Origin of the sequence: Frateuria sp. GZRR33 (assembly GCF_051900425.1) — a bacterium.
GTDB lineage: Bacteria > Pseudomonadota > Gammaproteobacteria > Xanthomonadales > Rhodanobacteraceae > Frateuria_A.
On the sequence record NZ_JBHZGK010000014.1, the window covers coordinates 47,249 to 61,475 of the forward strand.

The window sequence follows — 14,227 nt, forward strand, 5'->3', positions numbered from 1 at the left end:
CGTCGGCGATCCCCTGCCGACGCGCGCGCCCGTCAGCGCGATTCCAGCAACGCGATCCCGGACATGCGCCGGCCCGCCTCCACCTGCGCCGCCGGTTGCAGCCTGGACAGCAGCTTGAAGAACCAGGCGCCGCGCACGCTGCGCTTCAGTCGCAGCGACTCGCCCCAGGTCGAACGGAACTCGCTTTCGCGCCAGCCGTAGGGCGCGAAGAACGCGGTGCCCTCCTCGGGAAAGAAGTGCATGGACGCGTGTTCGAGCTGGCGGGTCCAGCGGCTGCGCTCGATGAACTTGCGCAGGCGCGGGGAGCCGAGGTCCATCAGCCACCAGCGAGCGCGCGCCACGTCGTGCAGATCGCGCGCCAGTTCGCCGACATCCGCGGGCGTGAGATACAGCAGCAAGCCTTCGCTGATCACCAGCACCGGGCCGTGCGCGGCGGCGCGTTCGAACAGGGCGCGGCGCGCATCGGCCTCGCGCAGGTCGGCGCCGACAAACTCGACCTCGCAGCGGGGCGCCTCGCCAGTCATCTGCTCGCGGAAGTAACGCACCATGTCGGGCATGTCCACGTGCAACCAGCGCAGCGACGAGGGCAGGTCGAGGCGCCAGGGGCGTGCATCCAGCCCGGCCGCCAGGTTGAGCACGGTCGCCGCACCGTCGGCCACGCAACGCAGCACGATCTCGTCCATCACGGCCGTGCGCACGATCATCGGCCATGCCGTCGCCGCCCCCTTCGGCATCGCGCGCACGATCGCCTCGCCACGCTCGCCGCCAAGCCTGCGCGCGTAGGGATCGCTGAAAAGGCGATCCGGGCGTTCGCTCTCCATCGCACGGTAGATCGTGACCCACAGCGCGGTGTCGGAAACGTGGCGGATGGGAGAAGGTTCGTTCATGGCCGTGTCCTTCGTTCCGCGCCAGCGGGCGCGTAGCGGGCCTGACGGCCACCGAGCGCGCCATTCTCCATGGTGCACGCCGTACCGGGTAGAGCGAGCCTCCCGCGATGGCGTGGATCGGGCCAACCCGTGCTGCGTTCGCTCACCGGATCCATGATGCGCGCGGCGTAGACCCGCACTGCGCCGGCATCGAGCGCGACCGCCACACCGAGCGCCTCGGCGACTTCCTCGCGCGTGGCGAAGCGTCAATGCCTTCCTCGCGGCCGCCGTCAACCGTCGAGGCTGACGACAACCTTGCCCTGTGCCTGCCGTTGCTCGATCAGCGCATAGGCGTCCTCCAGCGTGGCCAGGCCGAACGGTCGGGGATCGAGCAACGGCCTGACCTGCCCCGCGTCGGCCAGCCGGGTCGCTTCGCGCAGGATGTCGCCGTGGTGCGCCCTGCCCTCGCCGGTCAGCAGCGGCAACAGGGTGAACACGCCCGAATAGGTCGCCGCCCGGAATGAGAGCGGCGCCAGCGCGTGGGTACCCCAACCAAGCGAACTGACCACGTGGCCGAAGCGCGCCACCGCCTTGAACGACGCGTCCAGGCTCGCGCCGCCGGCGGTGTCGAACACCACGTCGAAGCCGCGCCCCGCGGTATGGGCGGCGACATACTCCTCGACCTGCATTTGCGTGTAGTCGATCGGGGTGGCGCCCAGCCCGCGGACCACGTCGGCGCGCGCCGGCGCGTCGGTGGCGAAGACCTGCGCGCCGAACGCCCGCGCGATCTGGATGGCCATGCTGCCCACGCCACCGGCGCCGCCCTGCACCAGCACGGTCTGGCCTGCCCCGACGCGGGCGCGATCGACCAGCCCCTCCCAGGCGGTGATGAAGACCAGTGGCAACGACGCGGCCTCGCGCATGCTGAAATGCGCCGGCTTCAACGCGAGCAGGCTCGCGTCCACCGCGGCATATTCGGCCAGCGACCCCTGCACTCCACCGACGCCGCCGGCCATGCCGTACACCTCGTCGCCGACGCGCAGACCGGTGACGCCCGGCCCGATCGCTGCGACGACGCCAGCCAGGTCGATGCCGAGGATCGCGGGCAGCGGGTGGCGCGCATGCTCGGCGGCGCCGGCGCGGATCTTCAGGTCCAGCGGGTTGACGCCGCTGGCCATGACCCGCACCAGCACCTGCCCTGCCTGAGGCACGGGGCGGGCGATGGCCGTCAGGCGGAACGGGGCGCCGTAGTTTTCCAGCACGGCGGCTTGCATGGTCGGAGAGGTGGTCATGGGAGGCTCGGCGTCGATGAGGTGGCGCCAAGCTACGCCCGACAAAACTGTTTGGAAATCCAGATAACCGCATGAACTCCATGCATAATCGCATGGCCCCCGTCCCTGCCCGCGACAAGGGAGAACCGCGATGGAATGGAGCGACCTGCGCGTATTCCTGGCCATCGCGCGCGAAGGCACGCTCGGTGCTGCGGCGCGCAAGCTGGGGCAAACCCAGCCGACCATGGGACGACGGCTGCAGGCGCTGGAGCACGCCGTCGGGCACAGGTTGTTCCAGCGGACCCGGAGCGGCTTTGTGCTCACCGACGAGGGCGCCGCCGTGCTCCCCCACGCCGAGCGCATGGAGGAGGAAGCGCTCGCGCTGCGGCGACAGCTCACCGGCCAGGAAAAGCAGCTGGACGGCATGCTGCGGATCACGTCGTCGGACTGGTTCGCCGAATACCTGCTGGCACCCGTCCTGGCGGAATTTTCCGGACGCCATCCGCGCGTGGTGATCGAGTTGCTTACCGACTCGCGCTTCTTCAGCCTCTCCCGCCGCGAGGCCGACCTGGCCTTCCGCATCCAGCCCTTCGACGAACCGGACATCGTCTCGCGCAAGCTGCTGCGCATGCCCTACGGCGTGTACGTGGCCGAAGGGCAACCGTCGCCGCGCGCCGGCGACGGTGCGGACGTGGGCCTGATCACGATGGATACGGCCTTCAGCGACATGCCCGACGTCGCCTGGCTGCAGCGGATGTTCCCCAACGCGCGCGTTCTCTTGCGCAGCAACGCGCGCGCCGTGCAGGCGCGCCTGTGCCAGCGCGGGGTCGGCATCGCAGTGCTGCCCTGCCCGCTCGGCGAGGCGCTCGGCGGACTGCGCCGCCTCGACCTGGACGAAGACCCGCCTTCCCGGGACACTGGATCGGCTATCACCGGGACATGCGGCGCCTGGCCCGGTTGCGGGCGTTGCTCGACGTCGTGATCGCGCGCCTCGCGGATTGACGCCGGCACGAAACCGCTGGCGTCACGCGGCGGCCATCCTCACCTGCTGCGCGCGTACTCCAGCCGCACGGCCAGCATCTCCCGTCCGCCATGCTGCTCGTAGTACTCGTAGGTGAAATGGTCGGCATCGGGCACATGCATGACTTCGCGCAGTGGCAGCGTCGTGCCGGGGTGGTGCGGATCGGGCATGGCCCCCGCCAGTTCGTAGGTCCGGTGCGCAGGATCGTACGTCCCGCGGGCGAGGATCATCCCGGTGAAGTTGACGTCCATCCAGAGGCTCTCGTAGCGGTGCGTGGCCTGGTCGTAGCCCAGATAGCCCAGGCCGCGGAACGTGCCCTTCGACGAGTCGATCCGCAGATCCTGGCGCAGGTGCCGGCCACTCAGCACCGGCGTCAGGGTGGCCTCGCCCCGATCGACCGCCGGCGGCCTGGCCGGATCGGACCACATCGATTGCCGCACCTCCCAGCGACCGGCAAGCGCGTTCAGGCGCGCCAGCTCGGGACCGGGCTTTTCCAGCGACAGCGGCGCGGCGGCGGGCGACGCCTCGTGCGTCCGGGGCAGCCCCCCGGGTGATGCCTGCCCCATGGCGCAGCCGCAGGCCAGCAGGGCCGCCGTGGCGATGGCGGGGATGAGCAACGCGAAGTTTGGGCGACGATGCATGATGCCGTTCCGGCGTGGGGGTGACGCCAGCGTGCGGCGACGCTGCGGCCACGGCAATGACCTGGGAGGTCATGGCGCCGGGCGCCGGCCCACCGCCAGGCGCCGGCACACCTGCGCGGTGTACTCGTCGGCAGGAAACGCACATTCGACCCGCAGTTCTTCCAGCGTCACGTCGCGCGGCATCGAAAAGGTGGTGATCGTCTCGAAGAACCGCAACTCGCCTTCGCGATGGCGGAAAACCAGCGTAAGCACCGGATCCAGCGGCCCGCCGGCATGCACCCTGCCCAGCGCCGGCACGTCCGGATAGGCCGACACGCTGTCGAGCAACCGGCGCGGCAGCGGGTCGGTGGGCGCGGCGGCGATCTGCGCGTGCAGGTGGTGCAGGAATTTCTCCGCTACCTCGGGCCAGTTGACGATCACGCCGCGAAAGTCGGCCGGATCGAATACCTGGTGCAACAGGTTGCCGTGGCGGCTCTCCCGGCCGTCCATCAGCAGCCGGTTGACCCGCGTTGCCGCGTCGTTTGCCATCAGCACGTTCCATTGCCGGTCCAGCACGAAGGCCGGATACGGCTCCTGGTGCGCCAGGATCAGCTCCACCGCCTGGCGCATCCGCTCCAGCGCAGGTGTCGCCAGCGCATGCTCGGGGCACTCGGGCGCATAGCCGGCCGCCAGCCACAGCGCATTGCGCTCGCGCAGCGGCATCTCGAGCACCGCCGCCACGCGCGCCAGCGCCTCCCGGCCCGGCCGCGCCTTGCCGGTCTCGATGCAGCTCAGGTGCCGCGCCGACACGTCCGCCGCCAGCGCCAGGTCGAGCTGGCTGAGCCTGCGCGCCGCGCGCCATTCGCGCAGCAACACGCCCAGCGGGGGGCGCGCGACGTTACGGTTGTCCGGCATGCGACGCTCCTGGGGCGACGGCGGGAGCTGCGCATCATGCAGGCAAAAGGCGCGCGTCGTCGTAACGCTGCCCGATACCGCTTACCGGCTTCGCTGCCGTAGAGTGGATTTCCCCGGCTTCCCGACGGCCAAGGCCATGCCGATCCGACTGGACCACCTGATTGTTCCCTCGCGCGATCGCCGGACCGCGGCGGCGCTGCTGGCCAGCATCCTGGACGTGCCATGGGCCGAGGAGACTGCCGCGGGCCCGTTCAGTCCCGTCTACGTCAATGACCAGCTCACGCTGGACCTGGGGCAGGCCATGCGTCTACTGGAGCGAACCGGACGGGCACGCGTGGGAAATCCTGACGTCCAGCTACGCCCGCGCGGCTCCCTAAAGAAACCGGCGGCCGAGCCGATGCAGCGGGTGCGACCCCTGACGCCGGTCCCGCGGTGGTTTTCTCCATGCCAGCAAGCACTTCCGAACCCATGTCGATCGCCAGCCACGCGCGGTATGCCTTATGACCTATGAGCTGAAGGAGCGCTGCATGGACGTGTCCGACCTGCAGGTCGGCATGTACGTGTGCCGGCTCGACCGGCCGTGGGAAGAAACCCCGTTTCCGCTGCAGGGGCTTGCCCTGACCAGCGTGGAAAGCATCCAGGCGTTGAGCGCGTACTGCGAGCACGTCTACATCGACGCCCGGCGGCTGGTGACCGACCCGGCCACGCAGGCGTCGGTGATCACCCGCTCGCAGGTCTCGACCCAGCGCTTCAACGGGTCGACCCGGTATGCCAGCGCCGTGCCAATGGACACCGAGCTGCCGCACGCGCGGGAGGCCCTGGACAACGCCAACGCGATGCTCGACCGGATCTTCGAGGACGTCACCTCCGGCCGCGAACTCTCCGCCGAGCACGTGGAACAGGCGGTGCGCCCGCTGGTCGCCAGCGTGCTGCGCAACGTCGACGCGTTCTTCTGGGTCGAGGGCCTCCGCGGCCACGACAGTTACAGCTACCGGCACGCCATCAACTGCAGCGCGCTGGCCGCCGCCTTCGGCCGGCACATGGGCTTTGCCGAAGAGACCATCATCAGCATGGCCGCCGGCGGCCTGTTGATGGACGTGGGCAAGGCGCGCCTGCCGCGCGAGCTGCTGGAGCATCCCGGCCCGCTGTCGCTGCAGGAGATGGAAACGGTGCGCTCGCACGTGCTCGAAGGCGTGGCCATCCTCGGCAACTCGCGGATCGCCGATCCCGACGTGCTCGACATCGTGCGCCACCACCACGAACGCTACGACGGCAGCGGCTATCCGGAGCGCCTGCTGGGCTCCCACATCCCGCTGCCCGGGCGCATGCTGGGCATCGTCGATACCTACGAGGCGATGATCAGCCCGCGCCCGTTCCGCCCGGCCGTCTCGCGGCACACCGCGTTGCGTCGCATCTACGCCGAGCGCGACCGGCTGTTCCAGGACGAGCTGGTCGAGCAGTTCCAGGTCTGCATGGGCGTCTATCCCACCGGATCGCTGGTGGAGCTGAGCACCGGCGAGATCGCCGTCGTCATGGCGCAGAACCAGGCGCGCCGGCTGCGGCCGCGGGTCGTGCTGCTGAGCACGCCCCAGAAACAGCGGGTCAACGACTTCCAGGTGATCGACCTGATGAACCACGAGGGCTCCGACGCGATCAACATCGTCCGCAGCCTGGCGCCGGGCGATTGCCCGATCGACACCTCCGACCTGTTCCTGGCGGCTTGATCCGGGTGCGCGATGCTGAACCGCGCTGACATCTTCGAGGCCATCGAAGCGCACTTGCCGCGGTCGGAGGCCACGGGCGGCCACCTGGCGGTCATGATGCTGCGCGTGGAAGGCCTGCGCGAGGTCAGTCTGCGCTTCGGTTACGCGATCGGCGAAGCGGCGCACGCCCACGCGCGCGAACGGATCCGCGGCGCGCTGCGCCCGATCGACCGCGTGTTGTCCGCCGGCGACGACAGCTTCGTCGTGGTGCTTCCCGGGCTGCACAGCCACAACCACGTGCTGCTGGCCGCCATGCGGCTGCTGCAAGCCTTCGAGCGACCGCTGCCCGACTTGCCCTACCCGTTCCAGGGGCGGCCGTGCATGGGCGTGGCGCTCTCTCCCGACCACGGCGACACGCCGGACCTGCTGTGCCGCCAGGCGGAAATGGCGTTGGCCGCTGCGCAGGCGCGCGGCGAATCGTGCGTACTGCACGAACCACGCGAGGCGCACGACGAGATCGTCTACGAAGAGCTGCGCGAGGCGATCGAAGCCAATCGACTGAGCACCTACTTCCAGCCCGTGTGGGACCTGCAGAGCGGCGGCATCGCCGGCGTCGAGTCACTGGCGCGCTGGGCCACGCCGCGGCAAGGCCTGGTGCCCCCGGCCAGCTTCGTCGGATTCGCCGAAAAGAGCGACCTGATCCAGGCACTGACTCGCTGGAGCATCGGCACCACCTTGCGCCACGCAGCGATGCTGCGCGGTGCGCCGGGCCTCACCTTCGCCATCAATTTCTCCCCTCGGGTGTTCGCCAGGCCCGGCCTGGTGGAACAGCTCATGGATTTGCTGGAGATCTGGGGCCTGCCGCCCAGCGTCGTGGTGGCGGAAATCACCGAAACCGCGCTGGTGAACGACCTGGACGCGATCGCGCAGGCGATGCGGCGCATGCGCGATCGCGGCGCCCGCATCGCCATCGACGACTTCGGCACCGGCTACGCGTCCATCGCCTACCTGCGCCGGTTCCCGGCCTCCGAGTTGAAGATCGACCGCTCACTGGTGTGCGACGTGGCCCACGACCCGCGCACCGCCAAGCTGGTGCAGTCGATCATCCAGATGGCGCACCACATGGACATGGCCACGGTCGCCGAAGGCGTGGAAGATCGCGCCACGCAGGACCTGCTGATGTCGATGGGCTGCGACTATGCCCAGGGCTACCACCTGGGTCGCCCGGAACCAGCGGACGATTTCGTCGCGCGCCACGCCGAAGGCCCGAAGGAGATCTGACCTGCTTTTGGGCTTTGACCTGCGCGTGGTTGAAAAAGCCGCGCCCCATCCTGGCCACGACAATGCACCCGCGCCCGACCCGTCGTCCGCGGACCGGCCGGCTACCCGCACATCCGGCGCAGAAGGCGGCGCAACAGGATGGGCAGCAGCCCCAGCGCCGCAAATGAAGCGGACGTTACGCAGACAAAGGCCACCGCTGTCACTCCGGCGTTCTGCCACACCACCCGCACCCGATCCTGCTCCAGCACGCCGCCGTGGAACTGCGCCTCCAGCTCGGGCTGCAGCGCCAGGTAGCCCACGAACGCGCCCAGGACGCAGGCCACCAGGCCCGCCGCCACCAGCCAGTGCTTTTCCGACCCGTCAGGCGCATCGAAGTCCCCGTGTGTGCGGCATCGCGCGGCGGCTGCCGTCCGGTAAGGCTTGCATCATCGGCGCGTCGCTCGACTCGATCGTACCCTGGCCCGCGCCACCGGCATGGTGCAACCCCGCGCGTCAGCATCGTGCCGCCTTCGTGCGCACATCATTGCGCTGACGGGGGCCACGCGACGCGCTCGACAGGGCAGCCGCCGCGCAGCGTGTTGTGCACTTCGGCCAGGCGGTCGGTCTGCTGGAGCAGCCCTTCGACCGCGTCTGCCGGTGCCTGCGATTCGATCCTCGCAGCATAGGTGACCGCCGTGGCCGCCTGGCCCACGCCACCGAAGTGCGCGGTCGCGATCACCTCGCACGCGCTGATTGCGATACCGAGCCGGTCGGCCTCCCGGTACAGGTCGTTGCAGTAGCAGGTGGCGAGGGCGGCGGCGAGCTATTCGCCGCCATTGACCGAACTCCCCCGCCCACTGGGCTTTACCGGTATGCGCAGCGATTGCACGTGTCCGGCGCTGGACACGCTCAACGAGTGATCGTCGGGCGTGTTACGGATGCGGGCCGAAATCTCCATGGCGACCTCTGGTCGGGCGAGACGGCGCCCAGGTTAATCGGGAAGCTCCGGGCACGGCGGACTTCAGGCGTCCCGCTCCGCACTTTTGAACCATGCCGCGTACGGCGTGTTCTTCACCAGGTGGCGGTTGAGGTCGGGCGCGCCGTCGCTCCACCACACCGGACCCCGCTCGCCGAGCGCCACCTTGGCTTCGTCCACCGCCTTCCCGGCCAGCGCAAGCGCGTCGGCATCCTGCGATCGGCGCGCCGCTCCCACCGCCCGCCGTGCCGCCATGAGCCGGCGGACCCATGCCTCCCGGACATCGGGCGCCAGGTGCGGGTTGGCCGCGCGCCACAGGCGTCCGCGAACCACCAGGTAGCGCCCGTCGGGCGTCAGCGGATACTTCATGGGAGGCTGGCTACCACAGTCGGCGCGAGCGCCCGGTCGTACTGGCCCCGGCCTGGGTCCGGCGGCAGGAAGGAGCCCGCGCCGTATTCGGTTCCGGGCATGCTCGCCCGACCGGACGCGCCACCCTGGCGCGCCGGCGGCGATATCGCCCGCCTGGCTCTGCTACGCAAGCCGTAAGCCCGGGACCTGGGCTTTCCCGATGGGCCGCAGGAGTGACCAGGCCCGCCACCGCCCCCGGCACAAGTTAGCCGCCACCGGGAAACAGGCCGACACCTCGCTTTCATGGCCAGGCGCTACACCCAGTTAAGCCTGTTGTTGCTAGGCTCCGAAGTTGACCGCAAGCGCTGAAGGGCGCGGTTCCCCTCGCCCTCCGCTGCCCATGCGGCGCCGCTCCCGCTCTGATCATCGACGTGAGCACCAGCCACAGAAGACGGGCTGCCCACCCCCAAGAGGAAGAGCTCCGTGCCCCTGCCTGATGCCATGTCGCCCGAGGAAAGTTTCCTTGCCGGCGGAGGAAAGGTCGCCGCCATGATGCGCGGCCACGACTGGTCGCACTCGCCGCTTGGCGCGCCCGACCATTGGCCGCAATCGCTGCGCTCGGTGGTCAGCCTGCTGCTGAACTCGAAATTCCCGATGTTCGTCGCGTGGGGGCCACAGCTGGGCTTTCTCTACAACGATTCCTACGCCGAGATCCTCGGTAGCAAGCACCCGGCCGCACTGGGTGCCCGCTTCCAGGACATCTGGCGCGAAATCTGGCCCGACATCGCCCCGCTGATCGACGCGGCGATGTCCGGCGAGAGCGTCTATCGCGAGAACCTGCCACTGCTGATGAACCGCAAGGGCTTCGACGAGCAGACGTGGTTCACCTTTTCGTATTCGCCGGTGTGGGACGAAAGCGGCTCGGTCGGCGGCATGTTCTGCGCGGTCGCGGAAACCACCGATCAGGTACTTGCCGCGCGCCGCCAGCGCTTTCGCATCGAACTGGAAGAAGCGCTCAACGGCGTTGGCGATCCGCGTGTGCTGGTCGAGCGCGCGGTCACGGCGCTGGGCCGCCACCTGGGCGCCCAGCGCGCCGGCTACGCCCGGTTGCAGCCGGACGGGGAAACCCTCGTCTACGACGCCTGCTTCGCCGACGGCGTCGAACCGCTGATGGGCAGCGTTCCGCTCGCCTCGTTCGGCGCAGCGCGCGTGGCCCGCCACCGGAACGGCCAGACGGAGGTCTGCGACGATGTCGAGGCCGATGGCGAGGACCCGGGCGTCTGGCGCGCGATCCAGACGCGCTCGGTCGTGTCGGTGCCACTGGTGCGCGACGGACGCCTGGTGGCCTCCCTCTACGTCAATTTCCGCGAGCCGCGACGCTGGACCCCGCAGGAAATCGCGCTGATCGAGGACGTGGCGACGCGTACCTGGGCAGCGATCGAACAGGCGACCGCGGAGAACGCCCTGCGCGAGAGCGAGGCCCGCTTCCGTGCCCTGCTCACCACGGGCGCGTACTCGGTGTTCCGGATGAGTGCGGACTGGCGTGAACTGCGCGCGCTCGAAGGCCAGGGCTTCCTGGCCGACACCACCGAGCCGAGCGAGGGCTGGCTGCAGACCTATGTGCATCCCGACGACCAGCCGCGCGTCATCGCGGCCGTGCACGAGGCGATCGCAAGCCGGAGCATGTTCGATTCGGAACACCGCATCCGCCAGGCCGACGGCAGCCTGGGCTGGACCCACGCCCGCGCGGTACCGATGCTCGATGGGGAAGGCCGGGTGATCGAATGGTTCGGTGCAGCCAGCGACACCACCGCACGCAAACGTGGCGAGGACGCGCTGCGCCAGCTCACGGCCGAGCTGGAAGAGCGCATCGCGGTTGCGGTGGAAGAGCGCCAGGCGGCGCTCGCGCAGGTGCACGAGATGCAGAAGATGGAAACCATCGGACAGCTCACCGGGGGTGTCGCGCACGACTTCAACAACCTGCTGACGCCGATCCTCGGTGCGCTCGACACGCTCTCACGGCGGCTGGACGGCGACGAGCGCGCCCGCCGGATGACCGCCGGCGGCCTGCAGGCGGCCGAGCGCGCGCGAACGCTGATCCAGCGGCTGCTCGCCTTTTCCCGGCGTCAACACCTTGCCCCCCGGCCGGTCGACGTCGCGCGGCTCCTGTCCGGCTTCGGCGACATGGTCTCGCGGTCGATCGGCCCGGGCATCCGGCTCTCCCTGTCCTGTGCGGACGATCTGCCGCCGGCGCAGGTCGATCCCAACCAGCTGGAGCTGGCGCTGCTCAACCTGGTGGTCAACGCCCGCGACGCGATGCCCGCCGGCGGCGACCTGGCCGTGCGCGTCAGCGAGGAGGTCGCTGGAAACCATCCGCGCCTGGGCGAGGGCCGCTACATCCGTTTCTCGGTGACCGACACCGGCGTCGGCATGGACGCGGAGACGGTCAAGCGCGCGATCGATCCCTTCTTCACGACCAAGGGCGTCGGCCGCGGCACGGGGCTTGGTCTGTCCTCGGTGCACGGTCTGGCCGCGCAATCCGGCGGCGATTTCGCGCTGGACAGCCAGCCGGGCCGAGGCACCACCGCGACATTGTGGTTGCCGGTTTCCACGGCCGTGCCTGCCGCGCAGCACACCTCCGCGAACGAGGCGGCGATGCCCGAGGTTCCCGCGGCGACCGTCCTGCTGGTCGATGACGAGGACCTGGTCCGCAGCGGTACGGCCGAAATGCTGGCCGACGCGGGGTACAGCGTCGTTTCCGTCGGCTCCGGCTACGAGGCATTGCAGAAGGTCCACGCCGGGCTCGCGTTCGATGCGCTGGTGACCGACTACGCCATGCCCGGCATGACCGGGGCCGAGCTGGCGCACCAGGTCCGCGTGCTGCGGCCGGACGTCCCCGCGTTGATGATTACCGGCTTTGCCACGCTCACCGAACGCGAAGCGGGCGGTCTGCCCCGCCTGGCCAAGCCCTTTCGCCAGGCCGAGCTGGTCGGCACGGTCGCCGACTTGGTGGAAGCGGCGCAGACGAGCGTCCAGGTCGGTTAGGCGGCGGGCAATCCTGAACGTGCCGGATGCCGCCAGGCCCACGCCGCAGCGGGACGGGGCCTTGCGCGGCGGCCCCGGGGCCGAAAAAGAAGGTGCCCCGGTTATCGACTGACACCAGCGTGACGAGCGACTGGCCTTCCGAACCCCGGGGCAAGGCCACCATACGGCCGGGCTCGTCTACGTTCCGTCTCCGCGTGGCGCTCCGTCGATGTGCGTCGCAAGACCGGGCCCCATCGACTTCCGCACCACGCGATGGCGACCACGCCGAGGCCCCACGGTGACAAGTTGGGCGCGCCGGAGCAGAGCCGGGCGATCCGGGGGTTCTGCCGGACGCGCGGGCATGCCGAGGACCTGCCCCATCCGCGTTCGCCCGGCGGTTTCCAGGGCGGACCGCCCCGCCCTGATCCCATCCGCTTTGACTCCGGCTCCCTGGCGCCCTCTACCCACACCGGCCTGCCGGCGCCTTGACGAGCCCGTCCAATCCGCCTTATATTACTTACAGGTTATTTAATAGAGCGGTTATGCAAACTCCCGACCAGCTCGACATGACCTTCGCCGCCCTGGCCGACCCTACCCGCCGCGCCATCCTGGCGCGGCTGGCGACCGGAGAGGCCACGGTGACGGAACTCACCGAGCCGTTCGAGATAAGCCAGCCGGCCATTTCCAAACACCTGAGGGTGCTCGAGCGTGCCGGGCTCATCTCCGTGGACGTCGATGCACAACGGCGTCCGCGCAAGCTGGAACCGGAGCGCCTGGACGAGGCGGTGGCCTGGATCGAACGCTACCGCCGGATCTTCGAACAGAACTACCAGCGCCTCGATGCCCTGCTCGACGAACTCCAGACCAGGCCGCCGGGGCGAAAGCGACCGAAAAAGTAGCCCGGCCCTATCGGCGCCCTGCCCGCTCGTTCCTCGCCGCGCGGCGCACCATCACCAGCAAGCACCAGGAGAAGACCATGCCCAAGCCCGCCGAAGTCTCGTTGCCGAGTGATTGCGAAGTGCGCGTCACACGGACGTTCAACGCGCCGCGCCAACGGGTGTGGGACGCACACACCCGGCCCGACCTTGTGAGGCAATGGCAGGGCTACGAGGGCTGGGACATGCCGGTGTGCGACATGGATGTCCGCGTCGGCGGCACCTACAAGTGGCGCTGGAGAAACCGGGAAGACGGCAACGCGTTCGGGTTCTTCGGCAAGTTCACCGAAGTCGATGCGCCGTCCAGGCTCGTCCACGAGCAATACTTCGACCCCGGCAACATGGACCTCGCCATGCCCGTTGGCGATCCCTGCATCGTATCGCTCGAACTCAGCGAGCAGGACGGCGTGACCACGCTCGTCTGTCTATTGAAATTCGCGTCCAGGGACGCACGCGACGACGCGATGTCCACCGGCATGACCGACGGCATGGAGCACAGCTACGGCCGCCTCGACCAGGCGCTCGAAGCCGCGGCGTGAAGCGATTGAAGAACGTCGGGCTCACCGATTAGCACAGCCGGTGAACATCACCTGTCGAACATGGCTCGTGGCAAAGCGCTCGCCGTTCGAGCCTCGCGCCACCGCGTGAACCCGACCCCGTTTCCGCTCCGCCGGTCTCTTCCCTACTCCCAGCCTGGCTGGCGCAGCGGCAGCCGCAGGTCGACCTCGACGCCGGTGTGCGGATAACGCCGCTCGGCGCTGCCCGAACCGGGCAACCCCATGTCCAGCAGGCGGGTGCCGAAACCCGTGGTGCGGGGTGGCTGCACGGGGGGGCCGCCACGCTCGCGCCACTGCAGCAGCAGTTCCTCGCCCTCTACCAGCCAGCGCAGTTCGACATGTCCGGGCGAGGACGACAAGGCACCGTACTTGGCGGCGTTGGTGGCCAGCTCGTGCAGCAGCAGGGAGAGCGAGACCGCGGCCTGGGCATTGAGGTGCACCGACGGGCCATCGATCGAGAAACGATCGCCATGCAGCGGCAACAGCGCGATGACCAGTTCGCCCAGGTCCATGCTGTCGTGCTGATGCTGCAAAAGCAGCTCGTGGGCGCGTGAAAGGGCCAGCAGGCGCGCCTGGAATGCCTCCATGGCGTCGCTCCCGGCGGACCGACGTCCCCCCGCTTTCAGTAGCGGTGGGGTTTAGAGTCCGGGGTTGATCGTAGCTGTGTTTGACAGGTGCTGTGCATAGGCCGCTGGCGTCATCCCGCTGAGGGCCGCCTTCGGTCTCTCTTC

Annotated in this window: 13 protein-coding genes and 2 pseudogenes; 6 read left to right on the plus strand and 9 right to left on the minus strand. The window is 69.4% G+C overall.

All coding sequences use genetic code 11. From position 1 onward, the window contains the following. Nucleotides 1-32: 32 nt before the first annotated feature. The 3 genes and pseudogenes from ACFWZU_RS14930 to ACFWZU_RS14940 all read right to left on the minus strand — a co-directional run bounded on the left by ACFWZU_RS14930 (nucleotide 33) and on the right by ACFWZU_RS14940 (nucleotide 2,158). A complete protein-coding gene (locus tag ACFWZU_RS14930; RefSeq protein WP_439702320.1) occupies nucleotides 33-887 on the minus strand; it encodes a class I SAM-dependent methyltransferase in 855 nt (284 codons plus the stop codon). Between the two features lie 140 nt (nucleotides 888-1,027). Next, nucleotides 1,028-1,126 (minus strand): annotated as a pseudogene (locus tag ACFWZU_RS14935) (carboxymuconolactone decarboxylase family protein); the annotation flags it as partial. Nucleotides 1,127-1,156: 30 nt separating this feature from the next. After that, nucleotides 1,157-2,158: a zinc-dependent alcohol dehydrogenase family protein gene (locus ACFWZU_RS14940; protein WP_439702321.1), complete on the minus strand. Its 1,002-nt coding sequence runs from the start codon at nucleotides 2,156-2,158 to the stop codon at nucleotides 1,157-1,159. A 130-nt stretch (nucleotides 2,159-2,288) separates the two neighbouring features. Between ACFWZU_RS14940 and ACFWZU_RS14945 the strand changes: the two genes are divergently transcribed. Next, nucleotides 2,289-3,119, plus strand: a complete 831-nt coding sequence (locus ACFWZU_RS14945) for a LysR family transcriptional regulator (protein ID WP_439702322.1) — start codon at nucleotides 2,289-2,291, stop codon at nucleotides 3,117-3,119. A 59-nt stretch (nucleotides 3,120-3,178) separates the two neighbouring features. Here the strand turns inward: ACFWZU_RS14945 and ACFWZU_RS14950 are convergent, their stop codons facing one another. Next, the gene (locus ACFWZU_RS14950; protein ID WP_439702323.1) at nucleotides 3,179-3,799 is read right to left on the minus strand and encodes a DUF1579 family protein; all 621 of its coding nucleotides are present in this window, start codon (nucleotides 3,797-3,799) and stop codon (nucleotides 3,179-3,181) included. A gap of 69 nt (nucleotides 3,800-3,868) precedes the next feature. Further along, complete coding sequence (locus tag ACFWZU_RS14955; protein ID WP_439702324.1) at nucleotides 3,869-4,693, minus strand: helix-turn-helix domain-containing protein; 825 nt, start codon at nucleotides 4,691-4,693, stop codon at nucleotides 3,869-3,871. A 527-nt stretch (nucleotides 4,694-5,220) separates the two neighbouring features. On the opposite strand from ACFWZU_RS14955, the gene ACFWZU_RS14960 reads away from it, so the two are divergent. Together ACFWZU_RS14960 and ACFWZU_RS14965 are read left to right on the plus strand one after the other, a co-directional pair. Continuing rightward, nucleotides 5,221-6,417: an HD-GYP domain-containing protein gene (locus tag ACFWZU_RS14960; RefSeq protein WP_439702325.1), complete on the plus strand. Its 1,197-nt coding sequence runs from the start codon at nucleotides 5,221-5,223 to the stop codon at nucleotides 6,415-6,417. A gap of 12 nt (nucleotides 6,418-6,429) precedes the next feature. Further along, nucleotides 6,430-7,677, plus strand: coding sequence for a putative bifunctional diguanylate cyclase/phosphodiesterase (locus ACFWZU_RS14965; RefSeq protein ID WP_439702326.1), 1,248 nt, complete (start codon nucleotides 6,430-6,432; stop codon nucleotides 7,675-7,677). A gap of 101 nt (nucleotides 7,678-7,778) precedes the next feature. Here the strand turns inward: ACFWZU_RS14965 and ACFWZU_RS14970 are convergent, their stop codons facing one another. The 3 genes and pseudogenes from ACFWZU_RS14970 to ACFWZU_RS14980 all read right to left on the minus strand — a co-directional run bounded on the left by ACFWZU_RS14970 (nucleotide 7,779) and on the right by ACFWZU_RS14980 (nucleotide 9,001). Next, entirely contained in the window at nucleotides 7,779-8,015 is a 237-nt protein-coding gene (locus tag ACFWZU_RS14970) for a hypothetical protein (protein WP_439702327.1), read from the minus strand. Nucleotides 8,016-8,197: 182 nt separating this feature from the next. Next, nucleotides 8,198-8,467, minus strand: a pseudogene (locus ACFWZU_RS14975) (OsmC family protein); the annotation flags it as partial. Nucleotides 8,468-8,677: 210 nt separating this feature from the next. Next, entirely contained in the window at nucleotides 8,678-9,001 is a 324-nt protein-coding gene (locus ACFWZU_RS14980) for a hypothetical protein (protein ID WP_439702328.1), read from the minus strand. Between the two features lie 462 nt (nucleotides 9,002-9,463). Between ACFWZU_RS14980 and ACFWZU_RS14985 the strand changes: the two genes are divergently transcribed. From ACFWZU_RS14985 to ACFWZU_RS14995, 3 genes are all read left to right on the plus strand, one after another. After that, a complete protein-coding gene (locus tag ACFWZU_RS14985) occupies nucleotides 9,464-12,025 on the plus strand; it encodes an ATP-binding protein (RefSeq protein WP_439702329.1) in 2,562 nt (853 codons plus the stop codon). 521 nt (nucleotides 12,026-12,546) lie between these two features. Further along, nucleotides 12,547-12,903 (plus strand): ArsR/SmtB family transcription factor, encoded by a 357-nt coding sequence (locus ACFWZU_RS14990; protein WP_439702330.1) that lies wholly within the window; start codon nucleotides 12,547-12,549, stop codon nucleotides 12,901-12,903. Nucleotides 12,904-12,980: 77 nt separating this feature from the next. Then, nucleotides 12,981-13,478, plus strand: coding sequence for an SRPBCC family protein (locus ACFWZU_RS14995; RefSeq protein WP_439702331.1), 498 nt, complete (start codon nucleotides 12,981-12,983; stop codon nucleotides 13,476-13,478). A gap of 143 nt (nucleotides 13,479-13,621) precedes the next feature. On the opposite strand, the gene ACFWZU_RS15000 is transcribed toward ACFWZU_RS14995, so the two are convergent. Next, nucleotides 13,622-14,083, minus strand: coding sequence for a sensor histidine kinase (locus tag ACFWZU_RS15000; protein ID WP_439702332.1), 462 nt, complete (start codon nucleotides 14,081-14,083; stop codon nucleotides 13,622-13,624). Nucleotides 14,084-14,227: the final 144 nt, after the last annotated feature.

Coding starts and splice junctions, on each gene's coding strand:
- ACFWZU_RS14955 (WP_439702324.1), bottom strand. CDS start 4,693: ATGCCGGACAACCGTAACGTCGCGCGCCCCCCGCTGGGCGTGTTGCTG.
- ACFWZU_RS14990 (WP_439702330.1), top strand. CDS start 12,547: ATGCAAACTCCCGACCAGCTCGACATGACCTTCGCCGCCCTGGCCGAC.
- ACFWZU_RS14945 (WP_439702322.1), top strand. CDS start 2,289: ATGGAATGGAGCGACCTGCGCGTATTCCTGGCCATCGCGCGCGAAGGC.
- ACFWZU_RS14965 (WP_439702326.1), top strand. CDS start 6,430: ATGCTGAACCGCGCTGACATCTTCGAGGCCATCGAAGCGCACTTGCCG.
- ACFWZU_RS14950 (WP_439702323.1), bottom strand. CDS start 3,799: ATGCATCGTCGCCCAAACTTCGCGTTGCTCATCCCCGCCATCGCCACG.
- ACFWZU_RS14980 (WP_439702328.1), bottom strand. CDS start 9,001: ATGAAGTATCCGCTGACGCCCGACGGGCGCTACCTGGTGGTTCGCGGA.
- ACFWZU_RS15000 (WP_439702332.1), bottom strand. CDS start 14,083: ATGGAGGCATTCCAGGCGCGCCTGCTGGCCCTTTCACGCGCCCACGAG.
- ACFWZU_RS14940 (WP_439702321.1), bottom strand. CDS start 2,158: ATGACCACCTCTCCGACCATGCAAGCCGCCGTGCTGGAAAACTACGGC.
- ACFWZU_RS14960 (WP_439702325.1), top strand. CDS start 5,221: ATGGACGTGTCCGACCTGCAGGTCGGCATGTACGTGTGCCGGCTCGAC.
- ACFWZU_RS14995 (WP_439702331.1), top strand. CDS start 12,981: ATGCCCAAGCCCGCCGAAGTCTCGTTGCCGAGTGATTGCGAAGTGCGC.
- ACFWZU_RS14930 (WP_439702320.1), bottom strand. CDS start 887: ATGAACGAACCTTCTCCCATCCGCCACGTTTCCGACACCGCGCTGTGG.